Below are 16,592 nucleotides of genomic sequence, written 5' to 3' on the forward strand. Positions count from 1 at the left end.
GGCTTCCCCTCCGGTGACTCTTCGTCGTTGTGCGCTCACTCCCCAGACTAGGGGCGGGTGGTGCGCGCGGTCTGCTCCGCAGACACGACGCGCCGCCGCTACGCGGCGGGAAGATAAACCGCGCTCCGCGCGGTTGAATTCCGGCTTCGCCGGAATTTGGGGGCCAACTCCGTTGGCCCTGGGCGCGAATCGCTTCGCGATTCGGCCGGAATACAATTCGCTCCGCGAATTGTATCGGTCAGGCTAGGGGTTGGGGGTTGGCCGGCTTTTCGGCAGCCTTTTCTGAGGGGTCGTCAATTTCCGTACCGGGCTGCCAGGTTCATTACCCCGGGCCCTCACCGCCCACTCCCCTTTTGGATTGAGCCCCCACCGTGACACATACGGCAAGACCCGCCCCCCCTCTGCCGGGTCAAGGCAGCACGAACGCGGGACCCCCTTGGCCAGCTTCCTGGCGGGGGGCGAGCGGGCGCCTGCCTCCGCTATGGCGCCGCTCCCCGGCGGGTGCTTCCCCGAGAGAACCTTGTGGGAAGTACCGGCCTGGTTCCGCCGGGCCCCGAACCGGTACCGGCCTTGCGCGCATGCTGTCCCGAGCCGACGACGAGGGCCAGCAGCACCTCCGGCGCGCCCCAAGGCGAGGTCTTGCCCAGCTCGCCCGCCCCCGCTCTCCCTGGCCGCCGCTCACGGCTGCCAGGGAGAGCGGGGGCGGCGCCGACAAGACAGGCGTCCCAGCCCCCTCCAGCCGCCCCGCCTGGCTGCCTGGAATCCTAGGCAGCCAGGGACCCCCGCCTCCTTGGTGATGGCCCGCATGGTGGCTTGTCGTCACCGAGCTCCTGGAACAGCCGCATGGCGGTCTCCAGGATCAGGGCGCGGGTCTGCTCGCCCCTGGCGGGGCCGGGCTCGCCCCGGCGGGGGCCTCATTCTCTGCCGGCACGGGAGGAACCTCATCGGCCGTGGAGCAGCCGCTGTCGCAGGCTGCCGGTCCGTGGTACGTCCAGCCCGCGTTCGGGGTGTAAGTCCAGCCGTCCTCGCGGCGGTAGGCTCCGCCGCCCGCGTTCCTGCCCCGTTGGTCGCGGTAGGACTCGCGGTATGTGTGGCCCATCCGTAGATGGGCGAAGGTGAGCAGGGCCTGGCGACCGGCGCTCAGGCTCCGCCACCGGGAGCCGATCGCGCGGCGGTGGCGCCGCAGCTGCTGTGTGAGGAAGCGGAGGGCGGAGCTGGACACGTCGACGCCCGACGGGTAGACAAGCATGTGAAGCTTCTGGTGGAGCCGGTTCTCTTGGTCGAAAACCCATCTAACAGGGACTTCACCACGTTGTCAGCCCAACAGCCGCACTCCAGAACCAGGTTGGAAAAGGCTCACTGGGTCGGCTGGGACAACCAGATGTGGCGTCTGGAACCCCTCCAGGACAGCGACTGGTAAACCCTCCGCTTCGCCCTGAGAAGCTGTGTCGGGTTCTGACATGACAAGTTGCCTCGGCTGTCTTCACAGGTCAGCGGTGGGTAGGCGAAGGGCGGGTTGCCTGCGTACGGTGTCGGCATGACCGGGAAGAGGGCGCCTCGGTTGCGGCTGGTGGCGTCTGTGAACGTCGATGCGCGCCCGCGGTTGTGCCGGGGCGGTGAGCCGTTGTGGCCGCGGGCGAAGGCGTCGGCGGTGTTCTGCTCAACGGCCTGCCGGTCCGGCACTGGCGACAGATGCGCCGGACCAGGCTGAGGACCGAGGCGGTGCAGAACGGCCTCGTCGCCAACTGTCCGGAGTGCGGGGCGTCTTGGACGGTCAGGGTGGAGCATCCTGCCTCGGCAATCTACTGCTCTCCCCGATGTCGCAAACGGGCCTGGCATAGACGGCGCGGGCGGGAGTGCGGGGTGTGAGTGGCGCACTGGGCGGCGGGCGGACTCCTTCACGCGTCGGGTCTGCGCGGGAGGTCACCTTGATCGTCGGAGCTTCGTTGCACCCCTGAAGGGTGTTCGGACGGGCCGTCACACTGCTGTGACCTGCAGGTTCATGAAACCACCGAGACTTTGCAATCGCCCTGATGTTCTTGAAGGCTCGGGCCGAGCAGCCAGATGGAAGCGATGGAGCCCGCCACTGGATCAGTGGCGGGCTCCACGGTGCTGCGCGACGGTTCTGACTAACGCTTCAACCGGCTATCGCTTCGAACGTCTCCATCGCGAATAGTCGCGATTCGAATTAGCCTATTCAACTTCGACCAAAATTCGGTCCGCAGGCGGGAGCTGCTTAGGCATCTCGTCTCCATACCAGGTGAATTCGATTCCGGAGATGTATCCGCCGGCGACCCAGACCAAGATTTCCCCCACTAGCGGAAGTTCATCACCCGGTAGGCCCTGAACAACACCAATAGCGGGCGCAGGACCATTCGCTACACCAACGGCGGGGACAGCTTCCGGCATCGGATGGATGTCTACGCTCACGGAATCCTCTGACCACTGTGCGATGACTTGACAGACATCGATCTGTTTTTTGAGTTCAGGAGAACCAGGAAACGGCGTGGACAGGATTTTATCCAGCACAGCACGTTCGGCATTGTTGAGTTTTCTTGGGGCGACGGGAATTGGCGCCATTTCGCGTCCTAACGACTAGGGCTTGCCGGGGAATTTCGCCGGGATAAATGTCGTTCCGAGTTTGGGTATACCGTTGAACATGAATCCTCTGATGCGGACGGTTTCCCCTTCGATAACTCGGTCGACGACGAACCTGCCAGTCGCAGGAAGGTCAGCACCCTTGAGGCTGTTGAGGATGCTGCGGAGCGTGTTTTCCCGTCCACCCAGCTTGGCAATCATATCGTCGAACCCGTGCTTCGGGACGTCGAAGTGCTTGTAGTTGGCGGGAGTGTCCCAGTTCTTCCAAGCCGCCTCGATTGCGTCGTCGGAAAGCCTCCGAGTCTTCATGAGGTATGGCGATATCTCCAGGAGCTTATCCCCCTTGCTGAGCAGCTTAATCTTGCCGAACGGGACCACCATCATCAGGGCCCCGATGCACTTGGCTGCGGTAGGGCTATCGACGCAGTTGAGGCCGTCAGTGATGCCGAAGACGTTCCAAGCGATGGCAGTCATGGTCGGGTCGGTTTCGGGTATGTGAAGGTAGTAGTCGCCGCCGACTGCTGCGCTGAACATACAAGGCGGGACGTTGTCCCGGCTGGCGTAGAAAGAACAGGGCTTCTTGGCCTTCTCCTTGGCCTTGGCCTCGTTCTCTCGCTTGCGCTGCTCTTCTGCGGCCTTGCGGGCGGCTTCTTCCTCCTTCCGGCGCAGGTTGTAAGTGATGGACCAGGACTGGGAGGCGGCCGCCTCAGCTTCGGCCTTGCTCTTGCCGGCGGCGAGAGCAGAGTTCTTGGCGTCCGCTGCGGCCTCATTCGCCACGCTAGCTGAATTGCGTGCGTAGGTGGCGGAAAACTGGGCTTGGGCGGCGGATTCCGTGGCGGCCGCAGAGTCGCGGGCGGCGTTGTCGGCCGCGGTGCGAGCGGTGGCGGCGGACTGGGCGGCCTGATTGGCGCTCGTTTGTGCCTTGGCTGCGGATTCTCTTGCTTCTGCGGCGAAGCCGTCTGCTGCAGCGGCGGACTTTTTGGCCTCTTCAGCGAACTTGTTGGCGTCGGTCTCAGCGTTGTTGGCTCTGGCGGAGGCTTCTGCGGCGAGCCAGCTGTTCTTCCGGGCGGTGGCTGCGACGATGTCGGCTTCATTGATCAGTCGCTGGACCTGGGCGATGTGGGTGTCGGCGAGTTTGTCCTTGCGATCGGCCATGTACTGGCCGACCTGGATGAACTCGTGCAGTTCGTCCGCGGGTCCGGCGAGCGCGATCTTGGCGGCCGCCTTGACTTCCGGTCCGCCGTTGTTGACGAGCTTGGAGGCGATCACCGCTTCGTCCGCGTTGCGCGCGGCGTACTGGCCACTGTTGACGAAGGCGGCCAGGACCTTGCCGCGGCCGTCGGCGAGGGCGGCCTTGGAGGCTTCCTTCACACCCGGCCCGCCAGCGTTGTTGATCTTTGAGACCTGGACGTCGTACTCGACGGCGGCGACGTCGTACTGACCTGTGAGGTAGAAATCGCTGATCTGCTGGTCGGATCCCTTGAGGACCTCGGCGGCCTTTGTGCGCACGGCCTCGTAGGGGCTCTGCGAGACCAGATCGGAGACCTGCTGGCGGGTCTCGTCCCGGGCAGCCTTGTTCCAGCCGGTGCCCAGGAACTCCAGCACGTCGGCGTCGGTGCCGGACAGGGCACGGGCGGCCGCGTCCTGGAGCCAGGGGCCCCGGGCCCGCAGCGCCCGCAGGGCGAGGTCGCGGCCCTTGGCGGCGATCGCCTTGGTGTCGGCATCCGGCTTGGCGGCCTCACTGGCGAGAGCCTGTGCCTCGCCGTCGAGCGCCTGGGCGGTGACGACGGAGCCGGCCATGGCGGCGACGTTCTCGTCGGCAAGGGCCTGGTTGGTGTTGGCGCGTGCGATGGCGGCGTTGGTGCGGGAGGTGAGGTCTTCGGCCTCGCCCTCACGGGCGAGGGTGAAGACCCTCTTTGCCGTGTTCACTGCTTTGGTGGCCTCGTCGGAGGCTTCCTTCGCCGCGGCGGCGTACTTTTTCGATTCAGCGGCTGCGGTGCTCGCTTCGCCTGCGTGTTTGGCTGCTTCGTCAGCTGCGTCAGCGGCCTTGTTGGCGTGCGCGGCGGCTGCGTCGGCGGACTTGCCCGCTTCGAAGGCCTCGTTGGCGGACCTACGCGCCAGGGACTCGGCGGCGTTGGCTGCCCGGTTGGCCTCGGCGGCGTGGCGCCGGGTTTCGGCTGCGGCGGCCTTGGCCTCGCCGGAGTGAATACCGGCGGCTTCAGCGGCGCTGTTGGCCTGATCGGCGGCAGCGGCTGCGGCATCCGCATTGGCGCTGGCGCCCAGCGAGGCCTTGGCCGCCTCGGCAGCGGCCAGTGAGGCCTTCCCGGCCTGCTCGGCAGCCTGCTTCGACTTCGTCGCCAGGGCCGCAGCGGCGCGCGCGGCCTTGGCCTGGTTCGATGCCTCCTGCGCCTTGTTCTTATCCTTGGCCGCGGCGATGGAGGCGTTGGACGCCGATTCCGCAGCGTTAGCAGCCTGGGCTGCCGCGCTCGCGGTCTGCGCAGCGGCCAGCGCCGCGATACGAGCGGACTGGTTGGCGGCGTTAGCCGCGCTGATGGCCGTCTGGGCCGCAGCCGCTGCGGCTCGGGCCGAAGCTGCGGCCTGCTTGGCCTTGATCGCGGCCGTCTTCGCGTTGCTCTTGGCGGCCTCAGTTTCCTTCGCGGCCCTTACCGCGGCCTTCCTGGCCAGATCGGCGGCTGCGACCGCCTTGTCGGAGGCCTCCTGGGAGTTCTTGGTGGCCTGCTCGGCCCGAAGCCCTGCCTGGGTAGCCTGCTCGGTGAGTTGGGCGATGGTTGCGTGTTCCTGATCGCGATCGCGGGCCGTAAACTGGCCTATCTCCAGGAACTCGACGATGTCCTCAGGACTGCCTTGGAGGGCGAGCTTCCCGGCTACCTTCACATTCGGGCCACCGAAGTTGATGATCTTGGAGACCTCAACCTCGTTGTCCGCCTCTCGGGCGCTGTACTGGGTCTCGTTGAGGAACTTCTCGATGTCGGCGGGCGTGCCCTCCAGCGCCTTCTTCCCGGCTTGCTTGACCCCGTACCCGCCGAAGTTGATGATCTTGGAGGCCTCGACAGTTTGGTCTGCTTGCAGCGCGGCTTTCCATCCATCCTTCAGGAAGGCACGCAGCACGGCCGGGTCGTCAGAATCGAGGGCCTTACTGCCCCCTGCGCGCACCGCAGGGCCTCCTCGGTTGAAAATACGGCTGGCCTCGACATAGTCGTCGGCGTACTCGAGGCCATCCTTCAGAGCGAAGAACCTCGTGACGTCCACGTCCGTACCCAGAAGCGCCTTCTCAGCCGCCTCCTTGATGCCCGCGCCGCCGATTCTCCAGTAGTCGAGAACCTGAGCCCGCGCCGAGAGGACGGGGAAGCCGTCCGCGTCCGTTTCCAGAGCCGACGCAGGGTTCGCCGCCAGTGAAGTTGCTAGAAGAGTGGCGGGCAACAGCAGGGCGCATGCGCCTCGCAAGCCAGTTGACCTGCGGGCCCCGGCCTTTCTGTCGCGTCGACGTAGCGCTCGCAGAGAGCGCGGCCGCAGTTGTTCCACCTGCTGGATTCCTTTCGGGGTGAGTGTCCGCCACCGAGGCGCACATGCTTCACACTCAACAACATATCCAGACATGTCCGTTTCGGGAGATGTAAGGAAGGATGATGCATAAGCAAGCGAGCGAATGCGTCGGGTGTGCCAATGCGTCCTGCGGCAGCAATAGCCCCCAGCGGAAAGCCGCTTGAGAGGGCGTTTGCCTGAAGCATACATATGCTTTACTTACGTGAACCTTGTGGGTAGACAGTGTGTCCACCCCGTTCTCCTGGAAGGACATCATGGCGATACGTCGTGCCCGAAAGGCGCTTCTCGTCGGCATCACGGGCCTGGCCGCAGGCTCCGCCGCAACCGCCACGCTCGCCGTCGCGCAGGCCGCACCGCGACCTGCCGCACCGGTGGTGGTGCAGGCTACTGCTGGTACTGACATGCCGTCGGCGGTCGAGGACTTCAGCTACCCCGGGGCCGCGAAGATCCTGCAGGAGCAGAAGATCACCCTCGAGCGCGGCGACGGCCACATCGTGTTGTCTAACTGCGCTGTGGCCTACGACATCAAGGTCAAGGCCCGTGTGGAGACCGGACTGGCGAACTTCTGCTTCACCGTCCGTGGCAACCGGGGCTACGTGGCACTGAAGCTGCCTGAATCGTTCGGCATATGGACCAAGGCCCACCCGGTCCAAGCCACGCTGACCGCTGACGGTCAGGAAACCGTCGTCAACGCCGTCAAGAACGACTACACCCCAGTAGGCGAGACGGGAGACTCCGGCCAGCACTCCACTCTCGTCGAACTCCGCGTCACCTCCTGACTCCTCACCCCGACACGCGGCACCGCAAGAGCCTCGCATAAGAGGACATTTACTGAATTATCAGGCTCAAGTACTCACTTAGTCGGCAGCCAACTGGGGTCACCAGTGGCATCAGTGCTCCTCGAGCCAGCTCGCGCTGCCTGCCGCTTCTCAGCCGTATTCGGTCAGCCGGTCCCCATAGGCCGCATCTCTCTTCGAAACACCTAGGACGCTCATGTCTGGAATGAGTTCACGCCCCGCGTGGACCACAAGCCTGCTCGCCCTCGCCACGGCTGGCGGTCTCCTCACCGCCCCACCCGCCGGCGCTGTATCCGGCGACACCGCCCCTTCCGGCAGCTACGCCTTCACCGCGAAGTTGAGCATTGGGGACGGCAAGCGCAGTTGCTCGGGTGCGCTGGTGGATGGGCAGTGGGTGTTGACCGCCGCTAGCTGCTTCGCGGACGCCAGTGGCGAGGTGGCGGCCGGTGCTCCGGTGGAGAAGACCACCGTGACTCTGGACGGGCCGTCGCTGTCGGGGGCGATCCCGGTCACCGTCCTCAAGGTCGTCCCGCACCCTGACCGTGATCTCGTCATGGCGCAGCTGCGCACCATCTCCCCGGTCGGCGGTTTGACTCCGGCGTTCAAGGTGGATCCGGTCGATGTGGCGTCCAAGCCGGTGACGGCGGGCGAGAGCCTGCGGGTGACCGGATACGGGCGGACGAAGACCGAGTGGGTACCGGATTCCCCGCATACCGCCACCCCCATCCTGACCGGGGCCGATGACGCCACCTTGACCCTGGTCGGCAGCAACGGGCAGACCGCGGGAGTCTGCAAGGGCGACGCAGGCGGTCCCACCTTCCGCCAGACCAGCAACGGCCGCTACGAGCTGGTCGGGATCCACTCGCGCACCTGGGAAGCGGGCTGCTACAACTCCGATGAGACCCGCGACGGCGCCGTCGACACCCGCGTCGACACCGTCAGCTCCTGGATCCAGCAGACCCGCCTGACCACCAAGTCCCTCCTGACCACGAAGGTCGTCACCGGCGCCGACTTCAACGGCGACGGCCGCACCGACATCGCCGCCGTCCTCACCGACGGGAGCCTCCACGCCTTCTACTCCGGCCCCGACGGCACCCTCGAATACGGCCGGGCACTGTGGAAGGACAGCACCTGGGACAAGGTCAAGCGGATCGTCGCCGGCGACTTCAACGGTGACGGCCGCACCGACATCGCCGCCATGTGGGACGACGGCGACCTCCACCTCTACCCCGGCCAGGCCGACGGCTCCCTCGGGGACCGCACCAAGATGTGGGCCGACAACTCCTTCAAGACCATGCGCCAGGTAGCCCGCTTCAAGGCCGACCGAGGCGGACGCGACGGCCTGCTCACCATCTGGGGCGACGGCTCCCTCTACGCCTACACCACCAACGCCAACGGCACCCTGAGCACCGACAAGCGCCGGATGTGGCCCGACAGCACCTGGGACGGCAAGACCCAGTTCGCCACCGCCGACTACAACGCCGACGGCCTCGACGACATCGCCACCGTCGCCCCCACCGGCGCCCTCCAGTTCTACGCCAACAACGGCAAGGGCTCCTTCGACAGCGCCCGCCCGCTGTGGCCGGACACCAGCTGGAAGAACATGCAGATCATTGCCGGCGGCGACTTCAACGGCGACGGCAAGGGCGACCTCGCCGGCCTCTCCGACGTCGCCTCCACCCAGCCCCTCACCCACCCCAACCTCCGCTGGTACCAAGGCGACGGCAAGGGCAACCTCGCCGGTGGCCGCTCCATGTGGCCCACCCGCCCCTGACCACGCACCCACAGGCCTGCAACCCCATCCCTCACTGAGGAGCAGGCCCTGACCTACAGCCAGCCGCAGGGCCCGGCACCCCGTGCCGGGCCCTCACCGGCCCCATGCCCCGGCTCAATGCCGAACGGGACTGATGACCTGTTTACCTGTGACCCGTGTGCCGCCTGTGCGGGGGTGACGCTGATGTGGGCACCACCGGTCGGAGTGCCACCGGAGCCGAGGACCGGGCCGGCACCGAAGTGCGGCCCACCGGTCATGAGCGCGCTGGACATCATGCGTACCCTCGTGGCGGGCGCCGATCGACTGGATCACCACGGCAACAAGGCCGGTTCCGTTCAGATGTGTGGTCTGCCTCGCACGGTAGGTCGCGTCCACGAACGTGGTGTACCGATGCGATCGACGGGCGCGAGTTGAGGTGTCACCTAGATGGCCCGGGGAAGCTCTTGGGATGACGGACCGCGTCGTGGTCATGAGCGGGCGTGTGGCACCGTGTCCGGGTGACACGCTCCGACGTAGTAGAACTCGATGACCGCTGGCGGTTCCCGCTCGCCGGCCTCACCGTCACCCAGGTGCGGGTGGACCATCAGCTGGGCCTGCGGCTGGGCGAAGACGCCGAAATCAACGTGGAAACCGACGCCGCCATGGACCACAGGGACGGCGGGCCGACGACGCCGCTCGTTCCAGAGCGGCAGGAGGTTGCCGCCGCCCTGGGTCTGATCGGCAGGGCGGTCACCGAAGTGACCGCCCTGAAGGACGGACGGCTGCTCGTGGAGTTTGACCAGGGCACCCGGCTCACCGTCGCGGCTGACGCGGACTTCGAAGCGTGGAACATCACCGGCCCAGACACCTTTCGCGTGGTGTGTATGCCGGGCGGTGAACTCGCGATCTGGAGGTGACCAGCGGGCACCGGCCCGGAAACGATCACCAGTAGCAGCCGGTGGGGCTAGTTCCTACGGGCGAGAAGCAGCACGATTCTCGTCCGCGGTCCGCTATTGAAGGTTCACCCGGATCGCAGGGTGACGGCTCAACCGAGCGGATTCTGTGTATTCCCAGCGCGAAGGGTTGTGGATGCGACAGCCGTACCGCGCCACCGCCAGCATTCGACAGCGAAGCTCCCGCTGGGCTTCGTCCAACTGCCCTCAGAATGCCCGTCGACGCTGGGACTCATCTGCACTGGGAGGCTAGTGCTGCGGTACCCGCGCTGGGCGCCGGGCGGCATCACAGGGATGGGGAGATCAGGCGCCAGCGGTAACGTGCGCGGTCCATGTCCCGGGCTCCCGTGCCAGCTCCCAGGTCACCTCGACGTCTGCTCCGTGGAAGTCGCGGGTGAGTGCGGCCACCATGGCGGCCGCGGCAGCCCGCGCCTCAGCCGGATCTGCACCGACCGCTACCTCGGACAGGCGCCCGCAGAAAACCCCGCCATCCACGCTGAAGACCGAGTGGCGCCACCCCTCGGGCGTCGCCAGCACCACCAGGCGCGTCGGCATACCGAAGACCGTCCGCTTCCGTCTCTTGCGCTGACCTCTCACTACGTCACCTGCTGGAGGCTATGGCCGCGGCACCACGCTGGGAACGGAGTGTCTTCTCCCCGACCCGGCGCGGTTCGATGGTGCGCGGGTCGACGGCTTCACCGGGCGCGCCCTGCTGGTAGACGCCGTCGGGTTCGCTGTCGCGGTCGTGCGGAAGGAGAAAGAAGACGCGGCGGAGCTGGAGACCGCTGTCGGGGTCGGCTTCGGCGTCGGGGCCAGTTCGGTGTAGCCGACCATGCGTCCGTCGCGGGCGCAGCGGAGCTTGCCGCGGCGGCGCGTGGTTTTGTCCAGGGCCTGGCGGACGTAGTCGAGGCGGTCGGTGTCCTCGAGCCAGACGACGTTGTCCTCGTGGGCCAGTTCGCTGTCTTGCAGTAGCGAGCTCATCGATGCGGCCCCTTCTCGTCCCTGTCATTTTCGCGGTGGCTGGTCAACGGCGTGACCGCGGCTGTTCTGGCGTGGCTGGTGTGTGGGGTGGCGCGGCTTTCATCGTACGTGCGCGAGGAATGAACGGGCAGGGCGCGCGGGTCAGCCATGCCCACCCCCGGCGGTCGTGGGGGGGCTCTCTCCGGCCCCACCGTTGGTCCTGGCCCTGCACCTGGGAGGCACCACGGCCTTCAACTGCCTGCGCCTACGGGAGCTGACGGGTCATCGGTGTAGCTGGCATAGAAAGGTCGATGACGGCCCACAGGCGGGTGCCGTCTGGCGCCTGGTCGGTGCCGCACGCCGCGACCGAGGGAGAGCTGGCCACTGCGGTCAAGGACGGCTCAGCGCAGGTGGCGGGGGTGTGGTGGTGGCTGAGAACGGGGATGCAGGCACGATTGCCTTCGTCGGCCAGGTGCACGCTGATGCGCCGGCCCGCGTCCGCGACGGCCGGAGCGATCAGCGCAGCGACCACCCCCCGCACCGCAGCCTCCTCGGGGCGGTACCCCCAGGCCTGCAGCAGTTCGATGATGCGGCGCTGGGCGGTGGAGGAAGTCCACGGAGAGGATTCCAGGGGCCAGTTCACACACCGGCGGTTCGCCAGCCGCACCTGCACCCGCGCGCCCTGCAGCAGCGGCACGGCGCTGGGCTCGGGCGGGAACGGGGACGGCGGCTTCTTCGGCGGTGTCGGCGTCATGGGGGGATAATCCGGCCGGTGCTCCAGCGCCGCATCCGGGGAGGTCTCGAACATGCGTTGCTCCTCCTCGCGTACAGCACGAGCCACTGCCGACTCCCGTAGAGCCCATGCTAGGGATCAGCCTGGCAACCCGTCAGCGCCTTCCGGCGAAGCCGCACAGTCCCTCCAGCTCAACGGGGTGGCGGTAGACCGCCCAGCGATCGACCACTCAGCGTGCATCCGCTGGCCAGCCTCCCGTGCCAACGATCTGCTTCACGAGCCTGAACGCTTCACCGAGGGAACCGTGTTCTCATCCGGGTGCTCGTCGTCCTGCCCGTTCGCGAGGACGAACCCTCCGCTGGACCCCTGGGTGCCGGGGGCCACGGCATGCCCGCCGGGATCGCCCTCTTCTTCGAGCAGCATCACCATCGCGCGCTCGGTGTTCGTCACGAAGGCCAGTGACCGTCCCGAGAACTGGTCAGCCGCGTCTCCAACTGTCCGCCGTCGATCCTTGAATTAGGGGCTTCCAGCACCGTCTCGGACGACACAAGGACGGTGCTGCGGTCATGGATCACCCAGGACTCGATCACGAGCACGACGATCTCACGGACGGACCCAGCGACAGTCCCCAGGGACGGTGCGGACAGCGAGCGGGTCAGTCACACTCTCACTTGGCGTTTAACCTCATGGCCAGTTCGCGCATACCGTAGGCACGTGAACGACATCGACACCGAATCCCTTGGGTGGGAGCTCATCGGCTGGGACAGCGACGAACAAGCCGCTCATGTCACTGACCTGACCCGAGTCGAGATCCTGAGTATCAGGGACCTGTTCCCGGGCCGCGGCGACGACTTTCTTGAGACCGCGGTCTACGAGGTTCCGTCCGCGCTGTACTCGGCGATGCGGAGTGCCGTCCCGCACCTGGAGTTCCGTGAGGGGCTGGAGTACCAGATCGGTGGTTTCCGCATATCAGTCTGAGCTTGGCGATCCACTGACGCGTCGGGCTTCGTGCCGACCTTGTGGTGTCGGGCCGGGTATAGGACTCGCCGGTGGTGAGGACGCGTCCGACGTCGTAGCGGGTAACCGGTCGCCGATTCTTCGAGCCGGGCGGGCTGCCGTTTAACGACTCTGCTGGCAGGCAACGATGCTGGGGCAGCGATCGACGTAGGCCTGGGACTGCGGGTCTTCATCCTCCCGCAGTCACATCACCGCGCGCAGGCCGCCATCCGGATTCACCCCCGGACGCCACCCGCGCGCGGCGCCCGCAGGCCAGGTGGCCGCTGGTGCCGTGCCGATCGTGACGGCGCGCGCGGGTGGCTGCCCTCAGTCGTCGAAGAGGGAGAGCTGGCCATCGCCGGCTCTGGCATGCGATGGCCGGGCGGCAACAGCGGTGCCCGGGCGGGTACTCCAGCGCTCGGGCCGCAGGATGGTCCGTCCGGGCATGGGCGTCACGGTGCCGGCGAGGCGGGCGATGTGGGTCTCCACGGTCGCGGCGAGCGTGGAGGAGGTGATGCGGTCCGCGTCGAAGGTCTCGGTCCAGCCGTTCGGCATGATGTCCCGGCTGAGGTAGGGACCGTGGCCGGCTTCCCGAAGTTGCTGCAGGACGGCTTGCTCGACGGCGTGCGCCTCGGCTCCCGTGGCGAAGTGCCAGTCCTGGGCAAGGACCCAGCCGGAGCGGCGGTGCTGGCTGACCCGCTCGTTGCGCCCGGCCGTGCCGCCGATGCCGACCTGACCGCGTTGTGCTGGGGGTGCCACATGACGTAGACACGGGCCGGGGAGGTGAGGTCGAAGCCGTGGCTGGCACAGAACCGGCAGCCTCCGCCAGTGCGGATCTTCATGAGGATCGGTGACACTTCCCGCCCGCAGGCCGTGCAGCGGCACCGCCAGGGAGTCATCGAGGTGGCGTACGGTTCCAGCGACTCCAGTCCAGCTGCCCGCATGTCGGCCCTCGCTGTCTCGGGATCCGTCTTCCTGGCCTCGGCCGCCTTCAGATCGGCACAGTAGCGGCATCCTCCCTGGCCCGCCAGGATGCCGCCGAGAGACGGTGACGTCTGGCCCCCGCAGCCGGTGCAGCGGCACCGCCACGGCTGTTCACGGCGTCCTGAGTAGGCTAGGTCGTTGGCTGGTGCCGCTTGAGTCCATAAAGAGGTGTGAGGATCGTGGCGTGGAGAATCCTGATCCTTCGTTCCGTCGCCGCCTGCTGATCGAGTCGCTGACCGTGCTCGCGGCCGACGCCCCGGCCCAGGTGGCGTGGCTGTCCCGGCACGGCGTGCTGCCGGACGACATCGCCCTCGACTTCGACCATGCCCAGCGCATGGCCCACAACCTGATGACCGAGGGACAACTCGCCCCCACGGCCCTGGCAGACCTGAAGGAAATCGACACCGTCCTCAGTGCTATGAGCGCCGGGCACGACACCGGCCGGTGGACCACCAAAGCGCTCTCCACCGACCCGGGATGGAACCTGGCCCGGCGCCTCGCCCGCCAGATCCTCGTCAAGGAACTGGGCACCTGGTCACAGCCCCTCCCCGAGATCACCGTCATCCGCTGACGGGCCCGTACGGTCAGGTCGGAGTCCCAGGGTACCGGGTCAGCGCGGGCCTCAACGGCCAGAAGAGTCTCGACGTGGCGCTGCGCCGGGCCCGCATCGCCTATGACGCCACCTGACCATTCGCCCAGCGCGGCACCATGTGCCGGGGCCCCCGCGCCGTCCTCACCCGGCAGGCAGGCCCCCGATGCCCCTGGGGTTCTCGTCGCACGACCGGGGGGCGCGGCGTAGGCGGGCACAGCCGGGCACGGTGCTGCGATCGTGCGGGCGCCAGGCCCCTTCGCGGCTCAGTATCCGGCCTGTGTGATGCTGCCTCTGTGAACAGTGGCGCGATACCAGAGCAGGCTGCGGCGCTGCGGTTGACCGACCCGTACCAGGCGCTCTCGGCCCTGGAGGCGGCTGTGCCGGGGATGGCTGCGTTACGCCGGGCGGAGCCGGCCTGTTTCGACTGGGCGGCCGTGGAGTCCGGTCTGGGTACGGCGCTGCCCGCTGACTTCAAACTCCTCGCACAGCTGTATCCACCGCTGAGCTTCGGCAACTACATGGCCTTCCACACGCCGCCGCTCGGCGCGGAGCAGGAGTGGGCCAAGGTGGCTCTCGAAGAGGAAGCGGACACGGCGGACCTCCTGGATGTCGATGATCTCAGCGGGGACCTGAGTGCGTATCCGGCTCCTGGGGGCCTGCTGGTGTGGGGCAGCTCGAACCAAGGAGACACCTTCCTGTGGAGCACGGACAGCACCAGCCCACAGCAGTGGAAGGTCACCGTCGCCACCCACAACAGCGACTGGTGGCACTACACCGCCGGAGCCGTCCAGTTCACCGCCGACCTGATCGCCGGAACCCTTGAACCCTGGGGCCTACCCGCTGTCCGCCCCGAGGTCGCAGCAATCGGTGGCGGAACGTAGGCAGTGCAGTCCTGCCGGCCTCGACACCACCGTGCCGCGCCGCCTGCCCAGCAGCCACCTGCCAGCACGAGCCACCAGCACGCCAGGCCCGACAGCGCGCCTCACCACTCCCAGCGGCTGTGAGATCACCGTGATGGGGCTGTGACAGGCTAGAGGGCCCGGCGGTCCCGTTCGAAGCCGATGCCCCGCCGGGCACTCAGCACTCCCCATGAAATGCCTTCCGCTGCAAGACTGTTTGGTGCATGTCGCACAGCGAGTTGCTGCCGAGACAGGAAGGACCTTCCAGGGTGAGGGACCATTTCGGCCGGTACCTGTACTGGTCGGACCGGAAGATCCGCGCCATGGCGCAGGACAACGGCGTTGCCCTGGGCAAGGCCTGGTATCCGACGGCAGTCAAGACGCCGGGTTCGATCGCGGGGATGCCGCTGCCCCAGATCGAATACGCGCACGTCTCTAGGCAGGACCAGAACCGGCGCGAGATCGCCAAGCGGGTGACTAAGGCCGTCGGGAAGCAAGCCGTGGTGACCTTCGGCTCCCCGCTCCCGGCCCTCTTCGCCCAGGGCGTCGGCCACGTGAACTTTGCCCGGTACGTCGGCGGCCCCGACCAGGACGACGGGGCCTTGCTCCACGTCCGGACCTCAAGCACCAGCGGGGAGCGGGTGGATCTCGTCCTGTTCGGCAGCATGGACAATCTCGCCGACTTCCGCCGGTCGGACGCCCTTGATACGGGGTGGTACTCGTCAGCCTGGCTGGCGGTCTACGAGCTTCTGGAAACCCACGGCACGCAGAACACGTCCCAGTGGGACGACCCGGAAGACCTCTCCGTTGAAGTGCTCAAGATTGCCCTGGACCAAGGGATCACCAGAGAAGTCGATCACGTAGGACGGCCCTGGACGCGCGGGTACACCCTTGGCCATGCGTCCGAGTGCGAGTGGTTCGCTGTGATCTACAGCGACGTCGTCCTCACCCCGGGCCGGTGGAACTTCCCCGACGGGGACAGCACCAGGGGAGCATCACGCATCTTGATCGGCGCCCCGGTGTGGGTACGCACCGCGAGCCCCAGATCTGTGGTCCGGTACGGCCAGGTCCGCCGGAATGCGGCCAGAGCACAGAGCCGCTGGCGACGGCTCTTGCCCCGCCGACCCCGACCTACTCTCCCTCTGTGAGTGATGACGCTCTGTCGGCCAGACAGGCCAGCCGGTGCTCAACCGGTCCACCCGCCGCAGCACCGCGGCGCGCGTCCCGGGCGTGCAGGTCAGGCAGTCCATGCGCGAGCACGTCCGCCAGGCACTCAGAACCCGTCTCGGAGCCTTCACGGCAAAGGTTCTGAGCTTGTGCTGAATGGGCCGAGGCTTCGTTGAGGTCAGCAGCGCACGCGGGCAGTGTCGCCGTCGATACGGACGATGCACTCTTTGAAGAGCGCCATGGGCCGGCCTTCGTCTTCGGCGACCAACGTGAGTCCGAGGTCCATGATGGGCTTGATGGCCTGCGCGGTTCGAGAGCCGTCGGGATCCGGGCCGTGCAGAGCCGCCCAGCGTTCGAACAGCGCACGGACCCCTTCCCATCCGGGCCCCGGTATGAAGTGGCAGAGAAACGTTGGCTGATCAATTGCGTACTGCCGTAGCTCGCCCATCCGGGTGTCACCCTGTGTGAGCCACTACGTCCCGTTCACTGTCGCCTCCTTCAGCCACCGCTTCAGACGGGTTGTCGGCTGTGCGGCTGGAGCGGCGGGTGGAGTTCAACTACGCGCCGCGGTCCCAGGCCCAGTGTCCGATGCAAGC

14 protein-coding genes and 3 pseudogenes are annotated in these 16,592 nt (G+C 67.1%); 7 read left to right on the forward strand and 10 right to left on the reverse strand.

Annotated elements, in window-relative coordinates; all coding sequences use genetic code 11:
* Nucleotides 1-777: 777 nt before the first annotated feature.
* The 4 genes and pseudogenes from ABZ404_RS31980 to ABZ404_RS31995 form a co-directional block, all read right to left on the reverse strand.
* Nucleotides 778-890: pseudogene (locus tag ABZ404_RS31980) on the reverse strand (TetR family transcriptional regulator); the annotation flags it as partial.
* Between the two features lie 194 nt (nucleotides 891-1,084).
* Nucleotides 1,085-1,249: pseudogene (locus tag ABZ404_RS31985) on the reverse strand (IS5/IS1182 family transposase); the annotation flags it as partial.
* Between the two features lie 944 nt (nucleotides 1,250-2,193).
* Nucleotides 2,194-2,580 (reverse strand): hypothetical protein, encoded by a 387-nt coding sequence (locus ABZ404_RS31990; RefSeq protein WP_358834672.1) that lies wholly within the window; start codon nucleotides 2,578-2,580, stop codon nucleotides 2,194-2,196.
* A gap of 15 nt (nucleotides 2,581-2,595) precedes the next feature.
* The gene (locus ABZ404_RS31995; RefSeq protein WP_358834673.1) at nucleotides 2,596-6,039 is read right to left on the reverse strand and encodes an ALF repeat-containing protein; all 3,444 of its coding nucleotides are present in this window, start codon (nucleotides 6,037-6,039) and stop codon (nucleotides 2,596-2,598) included.
* Between the two features lie 347 nt (nucleotides 6,040-6,386).
* Here ABZ404_RS31995 and ABZ404_RS32000 point away from each other — a divergent pair, with 347 nt between their 5' ends.
* From ABZ404_RS32000 to ABZ404_RS32010, 3 genes are all read left to right on the forward strand, one after another.
* Complete coding sequence (locus ABZ404_RS32000; protein WP_358834674.1) at nucleotides 6,387-6,941, forward strand: hypothetical protein; 555 nt, start codon at nucleotides 6,387-6,389, stop codon at nucleotides 6,939-6,941.
* Nucleotides 6,942-7,164: 223 nt separating this feature from the next.
* The gene (locus ABZ404_RS32005; protein WP_358834675.1) at nucleotides 7,165-8,733 is read left to right on the forward strand and encodes an FG-GAP-like repeat-containing protein; all 1,569 of its coding nucleotides are present in this window, start codon (nucleotides 7,165-7,167) and stop codon (nucleotides 8,731-8,733) included.
* A gap of 497 nt (nucleotides 8,734-9,230) precedes the next feature.
* A complete protein-coding gene (locus tag ABZ404_RS32010) occupies nucleotides 9,231-9,629 on the forward strand; it encodes a DUF6188 family protein (protein WP_358834676.1) in 399 nt (132 codons plus the stop codon).
* 339 nt (nucleotides 9,630-9,968) lie between these two features.
* Here ABZ404_RS32010 and ABZ404_RS32015 read toward each other — a convergent pair whose 3' ends face one another.
* The 4 genes and pseudogenes from ABZ404_RS32015 to ABZ404_RS32030 form a co-directional block, all read right to left on the reverse strand.
* The gene (locus ABZ404_RS32015; protein WP_358834677.1) at nucleotides 9,969-10,220 is read right to left on the reverse strand and encodes a hypothetical protein; all 252 of its coding nucleotides are present in this window, start codon (nucleotides 10,218-10,220) and stop codon (nucleotides 9,969-9,971) included.
* A 46-nt stretch (nucleotides 10,221-10,266) separates the two neighbouring features.
* Nucleotides 10,267-10,646: pseudogene (locus ABZ404_RS32020) on the reverse strand (DUF6009 family protein).
* Nucleotides 10,647-10,890: 244 nt separating this feature from the next.
* Nucleotides 10,891-11,433 carry a hypothetical protein gene (locus ABZ404_RS32025; protein ID WP_358834678.1) on the reverse strand — a complete coding sequence of 181 codons (543 nt, stop codon included), beginning with the start codon at nucleotides 11,431-11,433 and terminating at the stop codon, nucleotides 10,891-10,893.
* Between the two features lie 198 nt (nucleotides 11,434-11,631).
* The gene (locus ABZ404_RS32030) at nucleotides 11,632-11,808 is read right to left on the reverse strand and encodes a hypothetical protein (RefSeq protein WP_358834679.1); all 177 of its coding nucleotides are present in this window, start codon (nucleotides 11,806-11,808) and stop codon (nucleotides 11,632-11,634) included.
* A gap of 264 nt (nucleotides 11,809-12,072) precedes the next feature.
* On the opposite strand from ABZ404_RS32030, the gene ABZ404_RS32035 reads away from it, so the two are divergent.
* On the forward strand, nucleotides 12,073-12,336 hold the full coding sequence (locus ABZ404_RS32035) for a hypothetical protein (protein ID WP_358834680.1): 264 nt from the start codon (nucleotides 12,073-12,075) through the stop codon (nucleotides 12,334-12,336).
* A gap of 345 nt (nucleotides 12,337-12,681) precedes the next feature.
* Here ABZ404_RS32035 and ABZ404_RS32040 read toward each other — a convergent pair whose 3' ends face one another.
* Nucleotides 12,682-13,113: a hypothetical protein gene (locus ABZ404_RS32040; protein WP_358834681.1), complete on the reverse strand. Its 432-nt coding sequence runs from the start codon at nucleotides 13,111-13,113 to the stop codon at nucleotides 12,682-12,684.
* Nucleotides 13,114-13,522: 409 nt separating this feature from the next.
* On the opposite strand from ABZ404_RS32040, the gene ABZ404_RS32045 reads away from it, so the two are divergent.
* From ABZ404_RS32045 to ABZ404_RS32055, 3 genes are all read left to right on the forward strand, one after another.
* Complete coding sequence (locus ABZ404_RS32045; RefSeq protein ID WP_358834682.1) at nucleotides 13,523-13,909, forward strand: hypothetical protein; 387 nt, start codon at nucleotides 13,523-13,525, stop codon at nucleotides 13,907-13,909.
* A gap of 314 nt (nucleotides 13,910-14,223) precedes the next feature.
* The gene (locus tag ABZ404_RS32050; protein ID WP_358834683.1) at nucleotides 14,224-14,811 is read left to right on the forward strand and encodes an SMI1/KNR4 family protein; all 588 of its coding nucleotides are present in this window, start codon (nucleotides 14,224-14,226) and stop codon (nucleotides 14,809-14,811) included.
* A 242-nt stretch (nucleotides 14,812-15,053) separates the two neighbouring features.
* Nucleotides 15,054-15,977 carry a hypothetical protein gene (locus tag ABZ404_RS32055; protein WP_358834684.1) on the forward strand — a complete coding sequence of 308 codons (924 nt, stop codon included), beginning with the start codon at nucleotides 15,054-15,056 and terminating at the stop codon, nucleotides 15,975-15,977.
* Between the two features lie 197 nt (nucleotides 15,978-16,174).
* Here the strand turns inward: ABZ404_RS32055 and ABZ404_RS32060 are convergent, their stop codons facing one another.
* Nucleotides 16,175-16,444: a hypothetical protein gene (locus ABZ404_RS32060; RefSeq protein WP_358834685.1), complete on the reverse strand. Its 270-nt coding sequence runs from the start codon at nucleotides 16,442-16,444 to the stop codon at nucleotides 16,175-16,177.
* Between the last annotated feature and the right edge of the window lie 148 nt (nucleotides 16,445-16,592).

This window comes from Streptomyces sp. NPDC005878 (assembly GCF_040629815.1).
In the GTDB taxonomy this organism is placed as follows: domain Bacteria; phylum Actinomycetota; class Actinomycetes; order Streptomycetales; family Streptomycetaceae; genus Streptomyces.

Coding starts and splice junctions, on each gene's coding strand:
- ABZ404_RS31990 (WP_358834672.1), bottom strand. CDS start 2,580: ATGGCGCCAATTCCCGTCGCCCCAAGAAAACTCAACAATGCCGAACGT.
- ABZ404_RS32005 (WP_358834675.1), top strand. CDS start 7,165: ATGAGTTCACGCCCCGCGTGGACCACAAGCCTGCTCGCCCTCGCCACG.
- ABZ404_RS32015 (WP_358834677.1), bottom strand. CDS start 10,220: ATGCCGACGCGCCTGGTGGTGCTGGCGACGCCCGAGGGGTGGCGCCAC.
- ABZ404_RS32025 (WP_358834678.1), bottom strand. CDS start 11,433: ATGTTCGAGACCTCCCCGGATGCGGCGCTGGAGCACCGGCCGGATTAT.
- ABZ404_RS32055 (WP_358834684.1), top strand. CDS start 15,054: ATGTCGCACAGCGAGTTGCTGCCGAGACAGGAAGGACCTTCCAGGGTG.
- ABZ404_RS32060 (WP_358834685.1), bottom strand. CDS start 16,444: ATGGGCGAGCTACGGCAGTACGCAATTGATCAGCCAACGTTTCTCTGC.